The sequence below is a fragment of the Kribbella qitaiheensis genome (assembly GCF_014217565.1).
In the GTDB taxonomy this organism is placed as follows: domain Bacteria; phylum Actinomycetota; class Actinomycetes; order Propionibacteriales; family Kribbellaceae; genus Kribbella; species Kribbella qitaiheensis_A.
Genome location: NZ_CP043661.1, coordinates 7848719 through 7870876, shown reverse-complemented (window position 1 = coordinate 7870876; position 22158 = coordinate 7848719). Strand labels below are relative to the sequence as shown.

General features: G+C 68.2%; 22 protein-coding genes and 1 pseudogene. 11 read left to right on the top strand and 12 right to left on the bottom strand.

Annotated elements, in window-relative coordinates:
• Positions 1 to 243 precede the first annotated feature (243 nt).
• Both F1D05_RS37215 and F1D05_RS37210 read left to right on the top strand, forming a co-directional pair.
• Positions 244 to 777 (top strand): copper chaperone PCu(A)C, encoded by a 534-nt coding sequence (locus tag F1D05_RS37215; RefSeq protein WP_246486282.1) that lies wholly within the window; start codon positions 244 to 246, stop codon positions 775 to 777.
• Between the two features lie 39 nt (positions 778 to 816).
• On the top strand, positions 817 to 1980 hold the full coding sequence (locus tag F1D05_RS37210; RefSeq protein ID WP_185444906.1) for a Dyp-type peroxidase: 1164 nt from the start codon (positions 817 to 819) through the stop codon (positions 1978 to 1980).
• 5 nt (positions 1981 to 1985) lie between these two features.
• Here the strand turns inward: F1D05_RS37210 and F1D05_RS37205 are convergent, their stop codons facing one another.
• A complete protein-coding gene (locus F1D05_RS37205; RefSeq protein WP_246486281.1) occupies positions 1986 to 2759 on the bottom strand; it encodes a polysaccharide deacetylase family protein in 774 nt (257 codons plus the stop codon).
• 100 nt (positions 2760 to 2859) lie between these two features.
• On the opposite strand from F1D05_RS37205, the gene F1D05_RS37200 reads away from it, so the two are divergent.
• Positions 2860 to 3696, top strand: a complete 837-nt coding sequence (locus F1D05_RS37200) for a hypothetical protein (protein WP_185444905.1) — start codon at positions 2860 to 2862, stop codon at positions 3694 to 3696.
• Positions 3697 to 3784: 88 nt separating this feature from the next.
• A complete protein-coding gene (locus F1D05_RS37195; RefSeq protein ID WP_185444904.1) occupies positions 3785 to 4642 on the top strand; it encodes an amino acid-binding protein in 858 nt (285 codons plus the stop codon).
• Here the strand turns inward: F1D05_RS37195 and F1D05_RS37190 are convergent.
• The 6 genes and pseudogenes from F1D05_RS37190 to F1D05_RS43350 all read right to left on the bottom strand — a co-directional run.
• Positions 4639 to 5487, bottom strand: a complete 849-nt coding sequence (locus tag F1D05_RS37190) for a hypothetical protein (protein WP_185444903.1) — start codon at positions 5485 to 5487, stop codon at positions 4639 to 4641. The two genes, F1D05_RS37195 and F1D05_RS37190, sit on opposite strands and share 4 nt — an antisense overlap.
• Positions 5488 to 5522: 35 nt before the next feature.
• Positions 5523 to 7208 (bottom strand): Mur ligase family protein, encoded by a 1686-nt coding sequence (locus tag F1D05_RS37185; protein WP_185444902.1) that lies wholly within the window; start codon positions 7206 to 7208, stop codon positions 5523 to 5525.
• Positions 7209 to 7213: 5 nt separating this feature from the next.
• A complete protein-coding gene (gene fabI, locus F1D05_RS37180; RefSeq protein ID WP_219733029.1) occupies positions 7214 to 7984 on the bottom strand; it encodes an enoyl-ACP reductase FabI in 771 nt (256 codons plus the stop codon).
• Between the two features lie 46 nt (positions 7985 to 8030).
• Positions 8031 to 8735, bottom strand: a complete 705-nt coding sequence (gene fabG / locus F1D05_RS37175; RefSeq protein ID WP_185444900.1) for a 3-oxoacyl-[acyl-carrier-protein] reductase — start codon at positions 8733 to 8735, stop codon at positions 8031 to 8033.
• An 84-nt stretch (positions 8736 to 8819) separates the two neighbouring features.
• Positions 8820 to 8909 (bottom strand): dodecin domain-containing protein, encoded by a 90-nt coding sequence (locus F1D05_RS43355; protein ID WP_281388876.1) that lies wholly within the window; start codon positions 8907 to 8909, stop codon positions 8820 to 8822.
• 67 nt (positions 8910 to 8976) lie between these two features.
• Positions 8977 to 9033, bottom strand: a pseudogene (locus F1D05_RS43350) (dodecin); the annotation flags it as partial.
• Positions 9034 to 9107: 74 nt separating this feature from the next.
• Between F1D05_RS43350 and F1D05_RS37165 the strand changes: the two are divergent.
• Both F1D05_RS37165 and F1D05_RS37160 read left to right on the top strand, forming a co-directional pair.
• Complete coding sequence (locus F1D05_RS37165) at positions 9108 to 9479, top strand: DUF3099 domain-containing protein (protein WP_185444899.1); 372 nt, start codon at positions 9108 to 9110, stop codon at positions 9477 to 9479.
• Positions 9480 to 9702: 223 nt separating this feature from the next.
• Entirely contained in the window at positions 9703 to 9906 is a 204-nt protein-coding gene (locus F1D05_RS37160) for a hypothetical protein (RefSeq protein WP_185444898.1), read from the top strand.
• 44 nt (positions 9907 to 9950) lie between these two features.
• Here F1D05_RS37160 and moaA read toward each other — a convergent pair whose 3' ends face one another.
• Positions 9951 to 10967, bottom strand: a complete 1017-nt coding sequence (moaA, locus tag F1D05_RS37155; RefSeq protein ID WP_185444897.1) for a GTP 3',8-cyclase MoaA — start codon at positions 10965 to 10967, stop codon at positions 9951 to 9953.
• A 58-nt stretch (positions 10968 to 11025) separates the two neighbouring features.
• On the opposite strand from moaA, the gene F1D05_RS37150 reads away from it, so the two are divergent.
• On the top strand, positions 11026 to 11838 hold the full coding sequence (locus tag F1D05_RS37150; RefSeq protein ID WP_246486280.1) for an SURF1 family cytochrome oxidase biogenesis protein: 813 nt from the start codon (positions 11026 to 11028) through the stop codon (positions 11836 to 11838).
• Between the two features lie 219 nt (positions 11839 to 12057).
• Entirely contained in the window at positions 12058 to 12837 is a 780-nt protein-coding gene (locus F1D05_RS37145) for an SDR family oxidoreductase (RefSeq protein ID WP_343066554.1), read from the top strand.
• Here the strand turns inward: F1D05_RS37145 and ligD are convergent.
• On the bottom strand, positions 12834 to 13934 hold the full coding sequence (gene ligD, locus F1D05_RS37140; RefSeq protein WP_185444896.1) for a non-homologous end-joining DNA ligase: 1101 nt from the start codon (positions 13932 to 13934) through the stop codon (positions 12834 to 12836). The two genes, F1D05_RS37145 and ligD, sit on opposite strands and share 4 nt — an antisense overlap.
• A 161-nt stretch (positions 13935 to 14095) precedes the next feature.
• On the opposite strand from ligD, the gene F1D05_RS37135 reads away from it, so the two are divergent.
• The 3 genes from F1D05_RS37135 (at position 14096) to msrB (ending at position 19593) form a co-directional block, all read left to right on the top strand.
• On the top strand, positions 14096 to 15691 hold the full coding sequence (locus tag F1D05_RS37135; RefSeq protein ID WP_185444895.1) for a M4 family metallopeptidase: 1596 nt from the start codon (positions 14096 to 14098) through the stop codon (positions 15689 to 15691).
• 955 nt (positions 15692 to 16646) lie between these two features.
• A complete protein-coding gene (locus F1D05_RS37130) occupies positions 16647 to 19037 on the top strand; it encodes a lamin tail domain-containing protein (RefSeq protein WP_185444894.1) in 2391 nt (796 codons plus the stop codon).
• 133 nt (positions 19038 to 19170) lie between these two features.
• Positions 19171 to 19593 (top strand): peptide-methionine (R)-S-oxide reductase MsrB, encoded by a 423-nt coding sequence (gene msrB / locus F1D05_RS37125; RefSeq protein WP_185444893.1) that lies wholly within the window; start codon positions 19171 to 19173, stop codon positions 19591 to 19593.
• A gap of 67 nt (positions 19594 to 19660) precedes the next feature.
• Here msrB and F1D05_RS37120 read toward each other — a convergent pair whose 3' ends face one another.
• From F1D05_RS37120 to hemG, 3 genes are read right to left on the bottom strand one after another with little or no spacing between them, the layout of a single operon-like run.
• Positions 19661 to 20044, bottom strand: a complete 384-nt coding sequence (locus tag F1D05_RS37120) for a VOC family protein (RefSeq protein WP_185444892.1) — start codon at positions 20042 to 20044, stop codon at positions 19661 to 19663.
• Positions 20041 to 20739: a hydrogen peroxide-dependent heme synthase gene (hemQ, locus tag F1D05_RS37115; protein ID WP_185444891.1), complete on the bottom strand. Its 699-nt coding sequence runs from the start codon at positions 20737 to 20739 to the stop codon at positions 20041 to 20043. Before hemQ ends, F1D05_RS37120 begins: the two co-directional genes overlap by 4 nt.
• Positions 20736 to 22157 carry a protoporphyrinogen oxidase gene (hemG, locus tag F1D05_RS37110; protein ID WP_185444890.1) on the bottom strand — a complete coding sequence of 474 codons (1422 nt, stop codon included), beginning with the start codon at positions 22155 to 22157 and terminating at the stop codon, positions 20736 to 20738. The genes hemQ and hemG overlap by 4 nt, the downstream gene beginning before the upstream one ends.
• Between the last annotated feature and the right edge of the window lies 1 nt (position 22158).

Below are 22158 nucleotides of genomic sequence, written 5' to 3'. Positions count from 1 at the left end.
CACCGGTATGGGGGTTCACCCACCGGTAGGGGGTTCACCCACCGGTATGGGGGTTCGCCCATTGGTGTGCGAGTGGGCTAACCCCCATAGGAGGGGGTAAGCGCATCGTCGCGTCGTCGCGTCGGTGTGGGAGGGGGCGCTGAGTGTTAGCTGTGCGTGCGCGGGTGAGCCGTGGGGGGCAATCGGCTGGGCGGGAACGCACTGCGTGTGCAGGGGAACTCTCCTGCTCGGAGGCTCGTTAGGGTGTCCGTGAAGACCAAGTTGCTGATGGCATGTATCGCCGTCGCCCTCCCCTTGTTGGTGTCCTCCTGCGGAACGGCGGACAAGAAGCCTGTCGAAGCGGCAGCCAAGACGCCTGGTGTGATCGTGGAGGATGCCTGGGTGCGGGCGACGGCCGGCGCCAAGGACACCTCGATGACCGCCGCGTTCATGTCGCTGACGAATCCTGGCTCGGCGAGCATCAAGTTGACCTCGGCAACTTCTCCGGTGGCCGGAATCGTGCAGCTGCACGAGATGGCGATGAAGGACGGCAAGATGGTGATGCAGGAGAAGGCCGGCGGCATCACCGTCCCGGCCGGCTCGCACGCCCACCTCGCACCGAGCGGTGATCACGTGATGCTGATGGGTCTGAAGCAAGGCCTCAAGCCGGGTGACGAAGTGCCGTTGACGCTCAAGTTCTCCGACGGTTCCAGCCATGACCTGACCGTGCCGGTGAAGGCGTTCACCGAAGAGGAAGAGCACTACCACCCGACGCCGACGCCGACCAGCACGCCTTGACCGCACGACCGTCCCGCCGGCAGCTCATCGGGTACGCCGGTGCGGCTGCGGGCCGGCGCCGCCGTCACTGGTGGAGCCGTCGCCGTCGCCAACAATGCGGGCGGCTCCGTCGAGGCTGCCGGCTCGCCAGCCGCGGCGAGCCGCGAGATTTCGCCGTACGGCGTGCATCAGCCGGCCATCGCGGCACCCTCGCCCAAGCATGCCGAGTTGGTGGCGCTCAATCTCCAGAGCGGTACCGACAAGGCGGCGCTAGGTCGGTTGATGCGGCTGTGGAGCACCGACGTCACCGCTTTGAGCGCCGGTCGACCGGCGCCAGGTGACACCGCTCCGGAGCTTGCCCTAGGCAACGTTGCGCTGACGGTGACGGTCGGATTCGGTCCGCGAGTGTTTTTGCTGCCGGGGCTGACGGCGAAGCGGCCGCGAGGGCTCGACGAGTTGCCGGTCATGTCGCACGATCGGCTGCAACCTGCCTGGTCCGGTGGCGATCTGGTGCTGCTCGTCGGAGCGGATGATCCCGTCAGCGTGGTTCACGCAGTACGGCGGTTGGTGGCTGACGCGGCGCCGTTCGCCCGGCCGGTGTGGCGGCAGACCGGCTTCTGGAACGGCACCGGCCCTGACGGCAAGCCAGTGACCGGCCGCAACCTCTTCGGCCAGGTGGATGGCAGTGGAAACCCAACACCGGGGACGCCCGAGTTCGATCAGACGGTGTGGTCGGACGAACCAGGCTGGTTCACCGACGGTACGACGCTCGTCGTACGCCGGATCAAGCTCAACCTGGACACCTGGGACGAGTTGACCAGGTCAGAACAGGAACGCGCGGTCGGGCGGAAACTCTCCACCGGCGCACCGGTCACCGGCACCGCCGAGCACGACGAACTCGACCTGGAGAAGCGCGACGCCGACGGCCGGCTCATGATCGCCGAGAACGCGCACGCCCGGCTCTCGCACCACTCGACGAACGACGGCCGCCGGATCTTCCGCAAGGGCCTCAACTACGTCCATGACACCGGCGCGACCCGCGAGTCCGGCCTGATCTTCCTCAGCTATCAGGCCGACATCGCCGGCCAGTTCCTTCCCCTGCTGGCCCGCCTCGACGCGGCCGATGCCCTCAACGAGTGGACAAACACCATCGGCACAGCCGTCTTCGCCCTCCCACCCGGCTTCGAGCAAGGCACCTGGCTCGCCCACCAGTTGCTCGATTGACCGACTCAGCAGTCCAGCGCGGCGAAGGTGTATCCCTTCGCGGTGAGGATCGGCAGTAGCTTCTCCAGTGCGGCGACGGTCTCACTCCGGTTGCCGCCCGCATCGTGCATCAGGACGACGCTGCCTGAGTGGACGGTCTTCAGGACGTTGGCGACGATCGCGCCGCTGCCCGGCTTGGTCCAGTCGAGAGAATCCGTGTCCCACAGCACTGGCTTCATACCGGCTGCCTTGATCTCGGCCCGGACCTGAGCATTCACGGCACCGTACGGCGGCCGGAAGCACTTCGACTCAGGTCCGCCGGTGATCTCCCGGTGCCTTTTGGCGGCGGAGATCATGGTCAGTTGCGGATGCGAGTACGAGTGGCTCCCGATCGCGTTGCCACCGGCCAGCACAGCGTCATGCAGTTCAGGATGCCGTGCCACCATCTGGCCGAGTTCGAAGAACGTTGCCTTCGCGCCGTTGCTCGCCAGGAGGTCCAGGATCTGCGGCGTCCAAGCAGGATCGGGCCCGTCGTCGAAGGTGAGATAGACGACCTTTGCGCCGGCGGCAGAGCGACTCGGATCGGCAGTCGGATCGACAGTCGGGTCGGCAGTCGGGTCGGCTGTCGGCTGCGGCTTCTCCGCCGGCTGTTCGGCCGAGGTGGAGGTCTTGACCGCCTGCGGCCGGGTCGCCGCTTCGGACTCCATCTTGTTGGCCGCTGTCAGCGTGACCACGACGGCGGCACCGACCACCGCCACTGCCGCGGTCCGCGTGACGACCCTGGTGAACCTGCTGGACATGCCTACCCCCGTAGCGTTCGAACCGGCGTTCGCCGTTCCTCAGCACTTCAGACGCCACCACAGCTCGTTTTGTTGGCGCTCGGGGATTGGACCCGAGGCAGTGTCACCGGCCACCAAGCTCGAAGTACTGACCGACTCGCGTCCCGAGCCGCCGGACCCGGCGGCTCCCATCCGGCTCCGGATCAAGCGCAGGCAGCTACGCCGGCGCGGCGCCGCCGCAGTACTGGTGACCGCAGCGGCCGTCGCACTCACCGTCGCGGCCGGTCCCGCGATCGGCGCACTCCGCGCCGGGCCTTCCGGCGATCCCGAGTTCGCGGCACCACCGACAAGCGCACCGGCCAGCACACCGGCTCCGCGGTCACCGAAGGTCAGCACTCCCGTCTCGACCCAGGGCAAGGTGCTTCCACCGCCCTGGTCGGACAAGGAGTTCACCAGGATGCCGGACGCGAACGCCTACCGCCCGGCGTACTACGTGGCCGACGGCCGGATTCCGACCGAGAAGTGGGCGATCATCTCGACCCAGGACAGCTGCCTGGTGTCCGACGAGGGCAAGGCGAACAGCTTCGGCCGGCCGTTCGACTGCTTCGACGAGTGGACGGCCGGTCAGACCGTCAGCTACACCGTGAACCAGGCGTACGCCAAGGAGAAGAACGCGCCGAAGGTCGACCACTCGCTGGTCCTCGGTGCCGTGTCGATCGAGTCCCGGACGGTCCGGATCGTCGCCGGCGGCAAGACCTACGTCACCGACGCCGTCGGTACGCCGACCACCAACCGGCTGCGGTTCTTCGCCATCGAGATCCCGAAGCGCGACCTGACGATCACCTCCATCACCCCGCTCGACGCCGCCAACCGGCCCGCGCCCGCGCCGGCCAACCCGCCGGCCCGCACGACCTGCACCTACTCCTGCGGCTCCCCCAGCGGCACCCCGATCAACTGACAGTTGTGCCCCGCGCCACAAGGTGCGGGGCGCAACTCTTCATCCAGCGGCAACGACGGGGCAACAGCACGTCACCAAGCTGGATGACATGGAACAGCTTCGGAGATCCGTCACCGCAGGAATGGCGTGTGACGTCTGCGGGAGGTTGCCCCATCCGCACCGTCTACGTCTGACCTTGGCCAAGCTCGCGGCGATCCTGCCGGTCGAGTTCGCTCTGCATGCGGCTGTGCTCGCACTGCATCCGCCGTACCTGCTCACCGTCGCACTGCTCGCGCTGACGACAACCGCCCTGGTGATCTGGGTCGTCGAGCCGTCCGCGATGCGCCTGCTCCGCCGCTGGCTGCACGCACCCGGTAACCACCTCCGTCGGCAGACTCACGACGAGCTGACTCAGGCACCATCGCTCTGGCGAATCAGAGTGACACTCGACGACCGGTCCGGCGAACTCGAACGGCTCACCCATCGGCTGGCCGATCTCGACGCCAACATCCTCGGCCTGCATGTTCATCCGGTGGATAGCGGCGTCCGGGACGAGCTCGTCGTCTCCACACCGGACTCGGTCGGCGCCGACGAACTACTCGCCGCGATCGGCTCCGCCGGTGGGCGGGAAGTCCATGTCTGGCCGACCACCGCCCTCGCGCTCGTCGACGGCCAGACCGAGGCGCTGAACCTGGCGGCACGAGTCGTGGCCGATCCCGCCGAACTCTCCCACGCGGTGGCGGAACTCCTCGGAGCGCGCCTCGTCACAGATCAACTGGCGGTGGCCCAAGGGATGTTGCCGCAGGACGGGACGATGCTGAAGATCCCGTCGCCGTGGAGTGGGCTCTTCGTCTTCATTCGCCCCGGCGAGCCGTTCACGCCGGCCGAATCAGCCCGGGCCCACCGGCTCGCCCAGGTCGCGGAACTCGCCCGGAACCTCGAAGAGGATTGCCCGGCGAAGAGTTAGACGGATTCGCGGCGGGCCAGTAGGCGGCGGGTTGGTTCTGGGCGGTCGATCCAGTCGAGGTCGTCGGACAGGACCGCGTCGTTGCTGCGCTCGTCGTACGGCGTGGGGGGTGGCGGGGGCGGCGGCAGGGCGCGGATCTTCAGTACGACCATCGGGATCGCGAGCAGTAGCGCCGACACGAGCCAGGGCCAGTAAGTCTGCAACAGCGGTTCGAATGCCTTGAAGAAGGCGTCCGTCGCCGCGTTCGCCACCTCGTCGGTCGAGCGGCCACTCGGAGCCACGAGGGTCTTGATGCCGTCGACAACCGCGAAGGACGCGATATAGGTCGCTGCCAACGGCAACCATGAGTACGCCGAGGGCCAGCCTCGCCGCCAGCACGCGACGTACAAGAGCAGCGCGAGTCCGGCGGCGACGAGCAGACCGTTGAGCTGCCAGAGCCAATGCCAGTCCGCGAGCTTGGCGGCCGGGCGGAGCGCGTACCAGGCCACCGGCAACGCCAACGCGAAGGCGGCGACCACCGAACTACGGGTGCCCAGGGCCCCGAAAAGTCCACCAATAGCACTTGCCACCAGCAAGGAGGCCAGCAATTCCCTGCTGCCGAAAGAGTTCCCGCTCAGCCACCAGGTGCCCGCGGCAACCACCAGGACCAGCGGCACCGCGATCCGCACCCGCTGGACCAGCAGTCCCGCCAACACTCCCCCGGCGAAGCCGCCCAGCACCAGCAGGTCCGCTCGGGGCGTGACGAACGTCGTCGCGCCGGCAGGCAGCCCGGCCAGGTAGGTCGTACTGAAGCCGGCCACGAACCAGGCGATCACGGCCGCTGGAACAGACCACAAGTAGCGCATGACACCTCGATCCGCCCCCGGGCGGAGGCTCGGGGTCAGTGCTGGGCTCGTTCGACCTTGCTCTTCAAGGTCTCCGGGTTATCGACGGTAGCTCCCTCGGACCGCAACCAGGCGTCAAGACTCGCCCGATCCTGCAGAGACATGATCGCGACCACGTCGCCGGCCTTCGCCTCGGCCACCAGCGCCTGCGCGGCCTCGAGCTCGGTCGGGAAGGACGGTACGTCGTCGACGCCGACCGAACTGGTGCCCGCGCGGAAGACGGCCTCCAGCTCCTCCGGCGGCCGTCCGCGCAGGTAGTCGCCCTTGTGGCCGATCACCACCCGATCGGCGCCACGGGCCCCGATCGCGCCCATCGCGGAGACCATGTCGTCGGCCCGGTCGCCGGGCGAACCGAGCGCGAGCAGCAGCCGGCTGCCCGGTTCGCGGACACCGTTCATGATCTCCAGCAGCGCCTCGAGGCCGGCCTCGTTGTGGGCCAGGTCGATCACGACGGTGAAGTCGCGGACGGTGTACATGTTCATCCGGCCCGGGTTGTTCTCCCCCGGCGTGAACGAACTCAGCCCCTCGATCACCGCGGCCCGGGGCAGCCCGAGCCCGAGTGCCGCCGAGGCCGCCGCGAGAGCGTTCTCCACGTTGTAGTGGGACAGGCCGGACAACGTCATCGGCACGTCCACGACCTTCAGCAACGGCTCGGCGTCGCGGGAGTTGTCGAGCACGGTGATGAAGCCGTCCAGCACGGTGGTCGCGCGGCCGCCCTCGTCCAGCACCGTCCGGATCGACGGCGAGTCGGGATCGCGGGAGAACACCCAGCACTTGGCCGGTGAGCCGAGCCGCATCGCGAACGTCCGCGGATCGTCGCCGTTCACCACACACCAGCCGCGCGGCCGGGTGATCTTGGTGATGACCGCCTTCACCTCGGCCAGCTGGTCGACCGTGTCGATGCCGCCGAGACCGAGGTGGTCCGCGGTGACGTTCGTGACCACAGAGACGTCGTTGTACGCGACGCCGACGCCGCGGCGCAGGATTCCGCCGCGAGCCGTCTCGGTCACCGCGAGCTGGACGCCGGGCTGCGAGAGCACCTGACCGGCACCGCTCGGACCGGAGAAGTCGCCGTACTCGACCAGCTCGCCGTCGAAGTACACGCCGTCCGTGCTCGACCAGCCGACATGCAGCCCCGCGGCCAGGCCGATGTGCGCGATCATCCGCGAGGTCGTGGTCTTGCCGTTGGTGCCGGTGACCGCGACCACCGGGATCTTCGGCCGCAACGTCGCCGGCGCGTTGCCGGCCGGCTCGTCCCGGACCCGTTCGCCGACGGTGCCGACCAGTTCGGTCAACCCCTCGGTGCCGAACGCGTCGATGACCTCGACGATCGCTTCACCGAGCGCCCGGGCCCTGCCTTCGTGGGCCCAGGGGAAGGCCACGACCAGCCGGTGCACGTCGGACTCCGACCGCACCCGTACGCCGATGCGGCCGATCCCGGCTTCGCGGGAGATCCGGCGGACGATGTGCCCCACCACCCGGACGGCGAACCGCTGCCGGAAGCCCGACCCGATCCGGCCGGGCCGGGTGGCGCCGAGTCCCAGTGCGGACGCATACGCCTTGGCTGCCGGAGCAGGCGCGTCGATCAGGGCGGTCAGGTCGAGCGTGAGCTTGACCGCCGCCCGGCTGAAGTAGAGGTTGGCCCCGTCCAGAACGCGGAGCTCGACCAGTGAACCGGACACGAGTACTAGGCACCCATCGCGTGGTAGCCACCGTCGACGTGAATGATCTCGCCGGTGGTGGAGGGGAAGAAGTCACTGAGCAGGCCGACGATCGTCTTGCCGGTCGGCTCCAGGTCGGACGGGTCCCAGCCCAGCGGGGCCTTGTCCAGCCACGGTCCCTCGAACTTCTCGAAGCCCGGGATCGCCTTCGCGGCAAGCGTTTTCAGCGGGCCGGCCGAGACCAGGTTGCAGCGGATTCCCAGCGCACCCAGGTCACGGGCCAGGTAGCGCGAGGTCGACTCCAGCGCGGCTTTCGCCACACCCATCCAGTCGTACCCCGGCCAGGCCACGGTCGCGTCGAAGGTCAGCCCGACGACGCTGCTCCCGCGCGGCATCAGCGGTGCACAAGCCACCGCCAGCGACTTCAGGCTGTACGCCGAGACGTGCACCGCCCGGGACACGTCGTCCCACGGGCCTTCCAGGAACTTGCCGCCGAGGATCGTCTCCGGATTGCCGTAGGCAATGGAGTGGACGACGCCGTCGAGGCCGTCGACGTGCTCGCGGACCGCGTCCGGCAGCCCGGCCAGGTGGTCCGCGTCCGTCACGTCCAGTTCGAGCACGGGCGGCTCGACCGGCAGCCGCTTCGCGATCCGCTTGGTGATGCTCAGCGCGCGGCCGAAGTTCGAGATCAGCACGGTGGCGCCTTGTTCCTGCGCCACCTTGGCCGTGGCGAAGCCGATCGAGGAGTCGAGCGTGACTCCGGCGACCAGGATCCGCTTGCCGTCGAGGATGCCCACCGGCATGCCCCCTTTCTGACTGAAAGATTGCCTGGAGAGTTTGGGGTTAGTGGCCCATGCCGATGCCGCCGTCGACCGGGATCACGGCGCCGGTGATGTAGCCGGCCTCGTCCGAGGAGATCCAGCGGACCGCGTTGGCGATCTCCTCGGTCAGCCCGAACCGGCCGAGCGGAATCTGGCCCAGGTACTGCTTCTGGGTCTCTTCCGGCAGTACCGCGGTCATGTCGGTCTCGACGAACCCCGGCGCGACCACGTTGGTGGTGATGCCACGGCTGCCGAGTTCGCGGGCCATCGACCGGGCCATCCCGATCAGGCCGGACTTGCTGGCGGCGTAGTTCACCTGACCGGGTGAGCCGAGCAGGCCGACGACCGAGGAGATGAACACGATCCGGCCGCGGCGCAGCCGGAGCATCCCCTTGGCCGCCCGCTTGGCGACCCGGAACGAGCCGGTCAGGTTGGTGGCGATGACCGAGTCCCAGTCGTCGTCGGACATCCGCAGCAGCAGCGTGTCGCGGGTGATGCCGGCGTTCGCGACCAGCACCTCGACCGGGCCGTGCTCGGCCTGGATCGTCTCGAAGAGCGCCTCGACCTGCTCGGCGTCGGTGATATCGCACTTCACCGCGAGGAAACCGTCCGGCGGCGGACTGCTGTTGTAGGTCACCGCGACCTGGTCGCCCGCCTCCTTGAAGGCGGTCGCGATGGCCAGTCCGATGCCCCGGTTGCCGCCGGTGACCAGTACCGATCTCGACACGTCTACGTCTCCTCACTAAGCCGGGCAGCTGCCCTCAACGGCACTGCCGCACGAACGGTATCGCAGCCGTTCGCCGGACCGCGGTCAGGAGTCCTCGAGGCGGAAACCGACCTTCATACCGACCTGGTAGTGGTCGATCGCGTTGTCGACGATGTGGCCGCGGATCTGGGTCACCTCGAACCAGTCCAGGTGCCGCAGCGTCTCGCCGGGCCCGGCTGATCGCGTTGGTGATCGCCGCGTCGATGCCTTCTTTGGAGGTGCCGACGATCTCGGTCACCCGGTAGGTGCGATCCGTCATCTCAGTTCCCCTTCGCCGGGGTACGCATAGGTTCTTCGAGCCCGGCGTACCGTTGGTCTTGGTGAGGAGAATAGATGTCGCGACGCAGTGAACGGCCCGACGAAACGGTCATCTCGGTGACCAGTGCACAACCGGGCGCCTCCGCGGACCTCGAGAGCCGGATCGTGCGGTACGCGTGGATGATGTCGCTCCGCATCGTCTGCTTCGTGCTGGCGGTGGTCACCCCGTCGCCGTGGCGCTGGGTGTTCCTGGTCGGCGCGGTGTTCCTGCCCTCGGTGGCAGTGGTGCTGGCGAACGCCCGCAAGACCACCAAGGTGGATCCGGGGCAGTCCTACGTGGCACCCACGCGACCCCAGATCGGCCCGGACTCTGGTGACGATTCCACGTCCTTCCGGAGGCCGGATGTGATCCGTGATCCGGGCCCCGGTCACGACACCGAAAAGTGATCTTCGCCGGGACTGGATTCTCAAGACTGATCCGTGTCAGAATCTGCGTGCTCTGAAGTTCATGGATGGAATTCAGGGCCTTGATGCGGCGTCGGACGGCTCCCCCCGTGGCTGTCCGACGTCGCTTCATTTCCCCCAGGCTTTTGATTATTGAGCCATCAGGGACAATTACCTGGAGAGCTGGGTTCGATTCCCAGGACACGAAGCCAGGAGAACCCCTCGGATGACCGACGAAGTGCTGCCGTCCAACTGCTCAGCAAGGGGATGCGGTCAGCCGGCCCAGTGGGCGCTGCGCTGGAACAACCCGAAGATCCACACGCCGGACCGGCGCAAGACCTGGCTGGCCTGTGACCAGCACAAGGAGAGCCTGTCCGACTTCCTCGCGCTGCGTTCTTTCCTGCGCGAGGTCGAGCCATTCACCGGCTGAAAGTCGGCGTTACAGCGGAAAAAGTAAATTTCCGGTTCAGAATGTCAGCCGCCGATCGCCGACATCGGCCGGGCGGGTTGCAGGAAGCTCGGATCGGCGATGCCGTGGCCCGGTAGTTTTCCACGCATGGCCCGGCGCCACCGGTCGGCAAGTTCCGCGTCCGGCGCACCGGCCCGCAATGCCGTCCGGAGATCGGATTCTGTCCGTGCGAAGAGACAATCCCGGACCTGACCGTCGGCCGTCAGCCGGACCCGGTCACAGTCACCACAGAACGGCCTGGTCACCGAGGCGATGATGCCGACCGTCGCCGGCCCGCCCCGGACGGTGAAGGACTCCGCCGGCGCACTGCCGCGGGTCGCGGCGTCGACCGGCTCCAGGCCGAACTGCTCGCCGAGCATCTCGAGGATCTCGTCGGCGGTGATCATCGTGTCCCGGCTCCAGCCGTGCTGGGCGTCCAGCGGCATCTGCTCGATGAAACGCAGCTCGTAGCCGTGGTCGAGACAGAACTGCAGCAGTTCACCCGCCTGGTCGTCGTTCACGCCGCGCATCAGGACGGCATTCACCTTCACCGGGGTCAGCCCGACCCGCTGAGCGGCCTCCAGACCCGCGAGGACGTCCTTCAGACGATCCCGTCGGGTCATCTGCTCGAAGGTGTCCGCGCGGACCGTGTCGAGGCTCACATTCACCCGGTCGAGGCCGGCTTCCCGGAGCGCTTCGGCCTGTCGGGCGAGGCCGATGCCGTTGGTCGTGAGCGATACCTGGGGACGAGGCCGCAGTTGCGTCGTACGGGAGACGATGCCGACGATGCCGCGGCGGAGCAGTGGCTCGCCACCGGTGAAGCGGATCTCGTCGACGCCGAGGTGGGTGACGGCCACCGAAACCAGCCGGACCACCTCGTCGTCCGTGAGCAGCTCCGGCTTGGCGAGCCACTCGAGGCCCTCCTCGGGCATGCAGTAGGTGCAGCGGAGATTGCACCGGTCTGTCAGTGACACCCGGAGATCAGTGGCCACCCGGCCGTAGTTGTCGGCGAGGCCCGGTGGCGAAGTGCTCGGCCTGGTCATTCCACCAGGGTACGCGGGCGCGCGCAGGGCATTTCGGCCGATGGCTTAAGTTCGAACTGTGCCCCGAGCCCCACACAGCGCATCGAACACCCTGCTGAACCCGCGATGGATCGTCACCGCGCTACTGGTGCTGCTCCTGGCCGGCGTGTGTGTGCAGCTCGGCCGATGGCAATTGCACCGGCTGGACGAGCGCAAGAGCCGCAATGAGGTAACCAGGTCCAACCTGGCCGCTCCCCCGGCCCCGGTAGCGGAAATCGTCGGTCCGGATCGCGTGGTCGGCCAGCAGCACGACTGGCGCACTGTGGTCGTCACCGGCCGGTACGACGCCGCCAAGCAGGTGGTGATCCGCTACCGGAACATCTCCGACCGTCCCGGTTTCGAGATCGTCACCCCGCTGATGCTGACCGACGGGACCGCGATCCTGGTCGACCGTGGCTTCCTCCCGCGTCAGGGCGGTGAGCTGGCTCCCACCAGCGTCCCGGCCGTCCCGAGTGGCGAAGTGACCGTCACCGGCCGGCTGCGCCGTAGTGAGCAGGGCGGCCACACGAGCGGCGGCGTACCGGTGGACGGGACCGCCCGGCTGATCAATGGGCCGGACTTCAGCAAGGCACTCGACCTCAGCCTGTACGACGGGTATGTGACCGTGGACCGGCAGGAGCCCGCGGCGGACTCTGCCTTCGACGGGTTCCCCGGGCCCGAGATCGACGACGGGCCACATTTCTTCTACGCGCTGCAGTGGTTCTTCTTCGCCCTGATGGCCATCGGCGGCCTGTTCTACTTCTCCCGCCGGGACGTTCAGGAGGACAAGGTCGCGGAAGCCGGCGGATCCGAGCCGGCCGAGCTTGTCTCGACCGATCACTCGATCGACTGACCTCCTGGGGATCGCGGCTCCTGTCCGCGGTTGCCCTCCGCAACGACGTCCCGCTCGTCGTACGGCCTGCTTGCTGTCGGCCACAACGCATCGGCGTGTCGGGTGATCCCAGCGACCGCGCCAACTCCGCAGACTGCTCCACATCCGCGTTTGTGAGACGACTGTCCGCCGAATGAGATCGATGCCAGCTTCGGTGGCGCGCGCGGCAGGCGGGGCCTGGTGCGGTACGGCAGGATGGTGTTCGTGGACCTCGGACTGCGTGATCGCACCTACATCATCACCGGCGCCAGCGGTGGGCTCGGCTTCGCCACCGCGAAGGCCCTCGCGGCCGAAGGCGCCCGGCTGGTGATCTCCAGCCGGAACGCGGAGTCGATCGCCCGCGCGGCGGCCGAACTCGGCGACCAGGTGGTCGGCATCCCGGTGGACAACGCCGATCCGGAGAGCGCCGAGCGGCTGGCCGCGACCGCGATCGCCAAGTGGGGCAAGCTGCACGGCGCGCTGATCAGCGTCGGCGGGCCGCGTCCCGGCACCGCGCTGGACACGGACGAGGCCGACTGGCGAGCAGCCTTCGACAGCGTGTTCCTGGGTGGACTGCGGATCGCCCGCTCGGTGGCCCGGGCCGGCACCGACGGTACGTCGATCGCGTTCGTGCTCTCGTCGTCGGTGAAGTCGCCGATCTCCGGACTCGCGATCTCCAACGGCCTGCGCCCCGGTCTCGCGATGGTGGCCAAGACGCTCGCCGACGAGCTCGGCCCGAACGGCGTCCGGGTGAACGGCCTGCTCCCCGGCCGGATCGCGACCGACCGGCTGAAAGAGCTGGACGGCAAAGGCGGCGATCCCGAAGCGGCCCGTCGCGCCGCGGAGAAGACGATCCCACTCCGCCGCTACGGCACTCCGGACGAATTCGGCCGCGTCGCCGCCTTCGTCCTGTCCCCCGTCGCCTCCTACCTCACCGGCGCGATGATCCCGATCGACGGCGGCGCCCTCCGCACCCTCTAGTCAGCCTCCGGCTGGGCCTTCTCGATCCGGTTTCCGCTCTCGTCCCAGTGGCCCTCGACCTTCTTGGAGGGCTGGACCCGTGGCGGTTCGCCGGGCATCTTCGGGTAGTCCGGCGGGTAGGGCATCTCGCCTTCGCCGTGGTCGCGTTCACGTTTGGCGGAGAGCTCCAGGAGTGATTCCAGGGAGAACGCCTTCTCGCCGACCGCCGCGTGGAGATCGCCGACCGCGGCGAAGCGGGCCGGCATGGTGAGGACGTCGAAGTCGTCCGGGACGACCTGATCGACCTCTTCCCAGCGCAGCGGGGCCGAGACCCGAGCGCGCGCGTTCGCGCGCACGGAGTACGCCGAAGCGATCGTCCGGTCGCGGGCCATCTGGTTGTAGTCGATGAAGACGCGTTCGCCGCGCTCCTCTTTCCACCAGTTGACGGTGACCTGGTCCGGAAGTCGGCGCGACAGCTCCCGCCCGAGCGCTATCACCGCGCGCCTGGCCTCGACGAAGGTCCAGCGCGGCTCGATCGGCACGTAGACGTGCAGACCACGCCCGCCGGAAGTCTTCGGGAACCCTTCCAGGCCGTGCTCAGCCAGCAGCTCACGGAGTACCGGAGCTACTGCGGCCGCACTCTTGAAATCGGTCCCCGGCTGCGGGTCCAGGTCGATCCGGAGCTGGTCGGGCGAGTCCAGCTCGGGCCGGCGGACCGGCCAGGGGTGGAAGGTCAGCGTGCCGAGATTCGCCGCCCAGGCGACGACGGCCAGCTCGGTCGGGCAGACCTCGTCCGCAGGCCGGCCGCTCGGGAACTTGATGGTGGCCGTCTCGACCCAGTCGGGAGCGCCCTTGGCGACCCGCTTCTGGTAGAACGCGTCGCCCTTGTTGTCCATCCGGGTGGACAGCTTCGCGCCCTCGAACCAGCCTCCCGGCCAGCGCTCGAGTGTGGTCGGCCGGTCCCTGAGCGCGCCCAGGATGCCGTCGCCGACCGCGATGAAGTAGTTCACGATGTCCAACTTGGTCAGACCCTGGTCCGCGAAGTACGGCTTGTCCGGGTTACTGACCCGGACCGTCCGCCCCGCGACCTCCAGCTCGATTGCCTTCGTCGCCGCCATGACGGCGACGTTACCGGGCCGCTCGGACCAAATTCGTCATCAGCCTGCGGAAAAGAGAACTTTTCTCAAGCTCTGGCCACCCTAGGTGACTGAGCGGTAACGTTCCTGCACCTCGTTCCTGGGGCGTGAGGCCCCCGGGACACTCTTGAAGGAGCACGAGGATGAACAGATCCGCCCTGCTCGCCGCTGCTACCGCAGTGGCCACAGCAACCGCCCTGGGGCTGACCGGAGCCAGTACGGCGTCCGGAGCGCCCAAGGCCGACCCGGGTCCGACCCCCGCCACAGCGGTCGCCCGGGCCAAGGCCGCCATCACCCAGAACCTGGGGACCCTCCGCGCCACCGGAGCCGACGCGTTCGCAGTACGGGATGTCATCGTCGACGCCGACGGCTCCACCCACGTCCGGATGGATCGCAGCATCGGTGGGCTGCCGGTACTCGGCGGCGATGTCGTGGTGCACCAGGCCAAGGACGGCGCCTGGAAGGGTGCGAGCCTGACCCTGGCCAAGTCCGCGAACGTCGACCGGACGCCGAAGATCAGCGTCGCCTCGGCGACCGGCAAGGCGCTCGGTAAGGGTTACCAGACCGAGGGCAAGCCCAGCCTGGTGATCGAGGCCCGCAAGGGCGCGCCGCGACTCGCCTACCAGGTCACCACGGTCGGCACCCAGGCCGACGGGACACCGAGCAACATCACCACCACGATCGATGCCCTGACCGGCGCGAAGCTGATCAGTGAGCAGCACATCGAGACGGTGACCGGCGACGGCAAGAGCCTGTACTCCGGCACGGTGCCGATCGACACCACTGCGGCGACAGGCGGCTTCACCCTCACGGACGGGGTCCGCGGTGGCGGGGTCACCCAGGACGCCCAGAACAAGACCGACTCGATCCTGTGCCAGCTGTTCGGTTTCGGTTGCCCGGTCGCGGTCAAGTTCACCGACGCCGACAACCACTGGGGCACCGGGCTGAACTCCGACCGCGCCTCCGCCGCCGTCGACGCGCACTACGGCGCCGCGACGACGTTCGACTACTACAAGAACATTCACGGCCGGAACGGCATCTTCAACGACGGCAAGGGTGTTCCGAGCCGGGTCCACTACGGCACGAACTACGTGAACGCCTTCTGGGACGGCAAGAAGATGACGTACGGCGACGGCGACAACGTCGTCGCCGGACCGCTCGTCTCGATCGACGTGGCCGGTCACGAGATGTCCCACGGCGTCACCTCGGCGACCGCGAACCTGACCTACTCCGGTGAGTCCGGCGGCCTGAACGAGGCCACCAGCGACATCTTCGGCACGATGGTCGAGTTCTACTCCAGCAACGGCAACGACCCGGGCGACTACTACATCGGCGAAGAGATCATGAAAGACCGGCCGGCCCTTCGGTTCATGGACAAGCCGAGCAAGGACGGCAACTCGCCGGACTGCTACTCCTCGGGTGTCGGCAACCTGGACGTGCACTACTCGTCCGGTATCGCCAACCACTTCGTCTACCTCGCGTCCGAGGGCAGCGGCGCCAAGGTCATCGGCAACCTGCCGCACGACTCGCCCACCTGCAACGGCTCGACCGTGGGCGGCATCGGTCACGACAAGGTCGGCAAGATCTGGTACCGCGCGCTGACGACGTACTTCACCACCGGCACCACCTACGCACAGGCCCGGACCGGCACGCTGAGCGCGGCCACCGACCTGTACGGCGCCAACAGCCCGGAGCGCGCTGCCGTAGCCGCCGCCTGGTCCGCGGTGAGCGTCAACTGACGCACCTGCTCTACTGGTGTTTGAACTGATCGTTTGACTCCGCCGGGTCATGTCCCACTGGGGCGGACAGGACCCGGCGAAAGTTCCCGCTTCCATCAGCGCACATGCCCGGCATCCCCGGACACCACCCGGGTCCCCGGACACCACCTCGGGTCCTCGGACACCACACGGGGTCCCCGGACACCACACGGGGTCCCCGGACACCACCTCGGGGTCCTCGGACACCACATACCTTGTCCGAGGACCCGACAAGGTGTCCGAGGTTCCCTATGCCCTCGAGGTCATTCGCCCCTTTGATCCGCCGGATCGGCTGGAGCAGGTCGGCGGGAGCAGGTCGCCTGGAGCAGGTCGGCAGCGGCAAACACGGACCCACTTCCGTCGAACGGGTTAAGGGTGTTCGCCCGGTAGCGCCTGACGACCGGCCGATGAGGGCGCCACCGACTCCGGGAGCAGGTGGCCGGGAGCCGGTATCTCCAGCCAGGCAGTGGTCCCGAGCCGGATCGGATCAAGGCACCGGTCCAAGGCCGATCCGGGCGAGACCGGTCCGGATCAGGCGTGGACGGGGATGACCGGTTGGTTGCAGAACGGACGGTTGCCGACCACTGCCTCGCTGGGTGATCGGTCCACCCGCGAGTCGGCCGGGAGTTGCCTCGGCGAGGCAGGCGAGGCAGGCGAGGCCGGCGAGGCAGGCGAGGCAGGCGAGGCCGGTCGGGGCCGAAGGGGGCTGGGTAGGGCTTGGCTGGAAACAGGTCCGCGCATACGCCACAAAAGATTCCGCCCACCGACGAACCCACCCTGGAAGGCGACGCTGTGCGGGATCGGGTGCTTTTCTGGACATTGCCGGAGGGCCTTTCGCGTCCTCGCTTCGAATGATCACCCCTGCCTTGTCGGCTAGTTCCTGCTGTTCACCTGTTGGCTCTTGGCGGGGTCTGGTAGCGGTGTGAGAATCCGGCACATGTCTGCCCACAATCGATCACGGCGCCGCCTGGGCGCCCTGGTGATCACCTCAAGCCTCGTCGTGTCAGGAGTCGCCGCGATCGCGGCCACGCCTGCACTCGCCGCCTCGTCCACCGTGGTCATCACCGAGGTGTACGGCGGCGGCGGTAACTCCGGCGCGCCGTACACGAACGACTTCATCGAGCTGACCAACAACAGCAGCTCCCCGGTCGACGTGACCGGCTGGTCGCTCCAGTACGCCTCGTCCGCGGGCGTCTCGTGGACCAACAAGATCAACCTGACCGGGACGATCGCTCCCGGCGGCGCCTACCTCGCCCAGGGCGCGTCCGGCGGAGCCAACGGCTTGCCACTGCCGGCCCCCGACGCCACCGGCAGCGTGAACATGTCCGCCGCCTCCGGCAAGGTCGCCCTGGTCACCTCCACGACGAGCCTGACCTGTACTACGGGCTGCGCCGCCGCCGCCGGTGTCGTCGACTTCGTCGGCTACGGCGCTGCGAACGACGCCGAGACCGCACCGGCTCCGGGGACCTCGAACACCACTTCGGCGACCCGCAAGGTGCCGACCGTCGACGCCGACAACAACGCCACCGAGTTCGAGGCCGTCAACCCGTCGCCGAAGACGCTGACCACGACGCCGCCGGCCCCGGACCCGATCGACGCGAAGATCCACGACATCCAAGGCGCCGCGCACCGGTCCCCGCTGACCGGCAAGCTCGTCGGCAACGTCACCGGCGTGGTGACCGCGAAGAGCGCCAACGGCTTCTGGTTCCAGGACTCGCAGCCCGACGACAACCCGGCCACCAGCGAAGGCGTGTTCGTCTTCACCAGCTCGGCCCCGACCGTCGCCGTCGGTGACGCTGTCGCGGTCAAGGGCACGGTCGCCGAGTTCCGCCCCGGCGGCTCCGGCGGCACCACGAACCTGACCACGACCGAGATCACCAACCCGACGATCACCGTCACCGGCACCGCGCCGGTTCCGGCGGCCACCATCGTCGGCCCGGGCGGCCGGGTTCCCCCGTCGACCGTGATCGACGACGACTCCACCGGCGACGTCGAGACCACCGGCACGTTCGAGCCGGCCACCGACGGCCTGGACTTCTGGGAGTCCATGGAAGGCATGTGGCTGGGCATCGACTCCCCCGAGGTGACGGGACCGACCAGCTCCTTCCGTGAGCTCTCCGTCGTACCGGCAGGTTCGAGTGTCCGGACCGTACGTGGTGGCATCCTGCTGCAGAAGACCGACAGCAACCCCGAGCGGATCCTGCTCGACGATGTGCTGGCTCCTATCCCGGACGCCAAGACCGGTGACAAACTCGCCGGCACCGTGACCGGCGTTCTGGACTACGGCTTCGGCAACTTCAAGTTCCTCGTCACGCAGACGCCGACCGTCATCGACGGCGGGGTCCAGCGTGAGAAGACGACGCCCTCCTCTGTGCTGCAGGTCTCGGTGGCGACGTTCAACGTGGAGAACCTGGACCCGTCCGACGGCCCCGCCAAGTTCGACGGGCTGGCCCAGGCGGTGGTGAAGAACCTCGCCTCACCAGACATCCTCGGACTCGAAGAAGTGCAGGACAATGACGGCGCTACGAACTCAGGCAGCACTGCCGCTGACCTCACCCTGAACACCCTGGCCGCGGCGATCGTGAACGCCGGCGGCCCGAAGTACGCGTGGCGTGAGATCGATCCGGTCAACAATGCCGAGGGTGGCGAGCCGGGCGGCAACATCCGGGTCGCGTTCATGTACCGCACCGACCGGCCGGTCAAGTTCATCGACCGGGCCGGCGGCGGCTCCACCACGGCCACCACGATCACCACAGACCGCTTCGGCCGGCCGCATCTGAGCTCTTCTCCTGGCCGCGTCGACCCGGCGAACCCGGCCTGGGCCGCGACCCGCGTCCCGCTGGCCGGCGAGTTCACGTGGCTCGGCCAGTCTCTGTTCGTGGTGGTCAACCACTTCAGCTCCAAGGGCGGCGACAACCCGCTCTGGGGCCGGTTCCAGCCGCCGGTCCAGTCGAGCGCACCGAAGCGGCACCAGCAGGCGCAGGCGGTCCGTGGCTTCGTCGACCAGATCCTGGCCAAGGACATCGGCGCGAACGTGATCGTGCTCGGCGACCTGAACGACTTCGACTTCTCCGAGACCGCGGACATCCTGATCGGTGCGGGCAAGACCGGCCTGATCAGCCTGCCGAAGACACTGCCGCTGGCGCAGCGCTACAGCTACGTGTTCGAGGGGAACAGTCAGATCCTGGACCAGATCCTGATGTCGAAGAACCTGCAGCCGGCGTCGGCGTACGACATCGTGCACATGAACGCCGAGTTCCCCGACCAGATCAGCGACCACGACCCGCAGGTGGTCCGGGTCATCCCGCTACCGTCCTGGTACCGGTGAGTGACGCCGTTCACGTCGCGATGACGGGAGTCTTACGGCGGGGTCCCCTGACGGGGTTCTGCTTGTCAGGCCGCCGATAATGGAGAGGAGCCGGTGGCCCGAGGGCCGCCGGCTCCTCGACCGAGGAGGACGCATGACTGACAGCAGCACCCGCCAGTACGCCGTACAGAAGACCGACGACCAGTGGCGGGCCGAGTTGTCGCCGGCGGAGTTCCAGGTGCTCCGGAAGGCGGGCACCGAGCGCCCCTTCACCGGTGAGTACACCGACACCAAGACGGTCGGTGTCTACAAGTGCCGGGCGTGTGACGCGGAGCTGTTCCGCAGCGAGTCCAAGTTCGACTCGCACTGCGGCTGGCCGTCGTTCTTCGCGCCGCTGGCCGAGGACCGGGTCGAATACATCGAGGACCACGACCTCGGCATGAAGCGCGTCGAGGTCCGCTGCGCCAACTGCGGCGGCCACCTCGGCCACGTCTTCGAAGGCGAGGGCTACGGCACCCCCACCGACCTCCGCTACTGCATCAACTCGGTCAGCCTCGCGCTGACCCCGGCGGAGTAGCCAGTACCACGAAGCGGCGCGCCGTCCCACGAGGGGCGACGCGCCGCTTGTCGTTTAACAGCCCCGGTCAGATCGGGGTGGCGAGGGCTACCGGGTTGCCGTCGGGGTCGGCTACGTAGGCCTGGCGTTCGCCCCAGGGCATGGTGGCTGGGGCCTGGAGGACTGTGTAGCCGGCGGCGCGGAAGGTTTCGACGTCTACGTCGACCTCATCGACGTACACGAACAGTTCGAAGCGGGGAGCGGTGCCGACGGTGATGCCGAGTTGGGCCTCGGGCCAGCTGGAATCGGCAATGCCCAGTGAGGAATCGCCGCGCTCCAACCCGACGTAGTGCGGCTCGCCTTCCAGCGGGAACTGGTAGACCGGCACGTAGCCGAGCAGCCCGTAGAACTCGGCCGAGCGGCGGACGTCACCGACGTACAGGACCGGGAAGGCCTTGCGCTGCGTGGTCACGCGAGGTTCGCGACCAGCTCGCCGAGCTCGGTTCGCTTACCCGTGTAGAACGGGATCTCCTCGCGCACATGCCGCCGTGCCGTCGACGCCCGCAGGTCACGCATCAGATCGACCATCCGGTGCAGCTCGGCTGCCTCGAACGCCAGGATCCACTCGTAGTCGCCGAGTGCGAACGACGCGACCGTGTTGGCCCGTACGTCGGGGTAGGTGCGCGCCATCTTGCCGTGCTCGGCCAGCATGAAGCGCCGCTCCTCGTCCGGCAGCAGGTACCACTCGTAGGACCGCACGAACGGGTACACGCAGATGTACGGCTGTGGCTCCTCGTCGGCCAGGAACGCCGGGATGTGGCTCTTGTTGAACTCGGCCGGCCGGTGCAGCGCGAACTGCGACCAGACCGGCACCAGGTGCCGCCCGAGCCGCGAGCGACGCAGCAGGTGGTAGGCCTTCTGCAGCGCGTCCGACGTCGGCGCGTGCCACCAGACCATGAAGTCGGCGTCCGCGCGGAACCCCTCGACGTCGTACCAGCCCCGGATCACCACGTCGTCCGCGGCCAGCTTGCCGACCAGGTCCGCCAGCTCAGCAGCCAGCCCGTCGCGGTCCACGTCACCGAGTGGCTTGTCCACCTTGAAGACCGACCACAGGGTGTAGCGGATCACGTTGTTCAGCTCGCGCGCCTTCGGCTTCGTCTCGGTCACCTCCCCATTGTCCCTAACGTCTCCAGGTGAGCCTGCACCCGGGTTACTGCCTTAGCGGCTACAGCGACGCAGGCGGCTATGCCCACACCCCTGTACGCCGCGCCGCAGACCGCTAGCCCAGGTTGCTCCGCCACAGCCGCCTCAACCCGGTCTACGCGGCCCAGATGACCTACGGCGTACTGCGGAAGGCCACCTCCCCACCGTGTCACCAGGGAGGCGACTACGGGCGTCTCCAACCCGACCGCAGTACGCAGATCGGCCGCAGCAAGTGCAGTGAGTTCCTCGTCGGTGCGCTGCAGCACGTACTCCTCACCGAGCCGTCCGACCGAGCACCGCAGTACTGCGAGGTCTCCCCCGGCCTCTGCGGTCCACTGCCACTTAGCGTGAGAGTAGGTCGACGCCTTGATCGTGCGGCCTTCTACGGACGGCACCAGGAAGCCCGACCCTGCTGCTGTGGACGGCCAGTCCTCCTTGCGTACGGCGAGGGTGATGATCGCCATACTCGCGTACTCGATCGCAGCCAGCTCGGTAGCAGCCCGCGGGACCAGGTCAGCCAGCATGCGAGCAGCCGGTGAGGCCGGGGTCGCTACGACGACCGCATCGGCCTGCAGCAGCGTCGGGGCAGGCACCGGCCCGGTCTCCAGCTCGTACCCGGCTCGCGTGCGACTGATCCGCCGTACGGTTGCGCTGCGCTGGATCACGACCCCCCGGGCGACCAGATCGGTCTCCAGCGCGGTGATCAGCCGGTTGATGCCACCGCGGATCCCAGCGAACACCGGAGCGCCCTCAGCAGCCCTGCGTTGTCCCAGCTCACGCAGCTCGGCAGTCGCCGCCAGCAAGCTCGGGGCTGTCTTCAGCTTGGCGAACAAGTCAGGCACCGCAGCGGCGAGCGAGATCTCCTCGGCTCGCCCCGCGTAGACGCCGCCCAGCAGTGGGTCGACCAGCCGATCGGTCACCGCCGAACCCATCCGCTCGGCGACGAACCGACCGATCGCCACGTCCTCGGTCAGCGCGGGTTCCGGCAGCTCGGATTCAGCGGCAACCCGCGCAGCCGCATCTTCACCCAGTACGTCGACCGTCGTGTCGGCTGAGGTCGGCACACCCATCACCGTCGGCGGGATCGCCCGGATCCGGTCGCCGATCCACAACCCGGCCGAGGTCGTTGCCGGATGCACCAAGTCGTCGCCGAGCCCGACCGCCTTGATCAGGTCGACAGCCTCGGGACGCCGCGCCAGAACGGACTCAGCGCCAAGGTCGACCGGCACACCCTCCAGCTCGGCGCCCGCCAACTTCCCACCAAGCCTGGGCGAGGACTCCAGCACAGTGATCCTCGGCGGATTCGGCCCGCTGGCCAGCGCGTACGCCGCCGCCAGCCCACTGATCCCGCCACCGACAACGACCACGTGCGGCTGATCCATG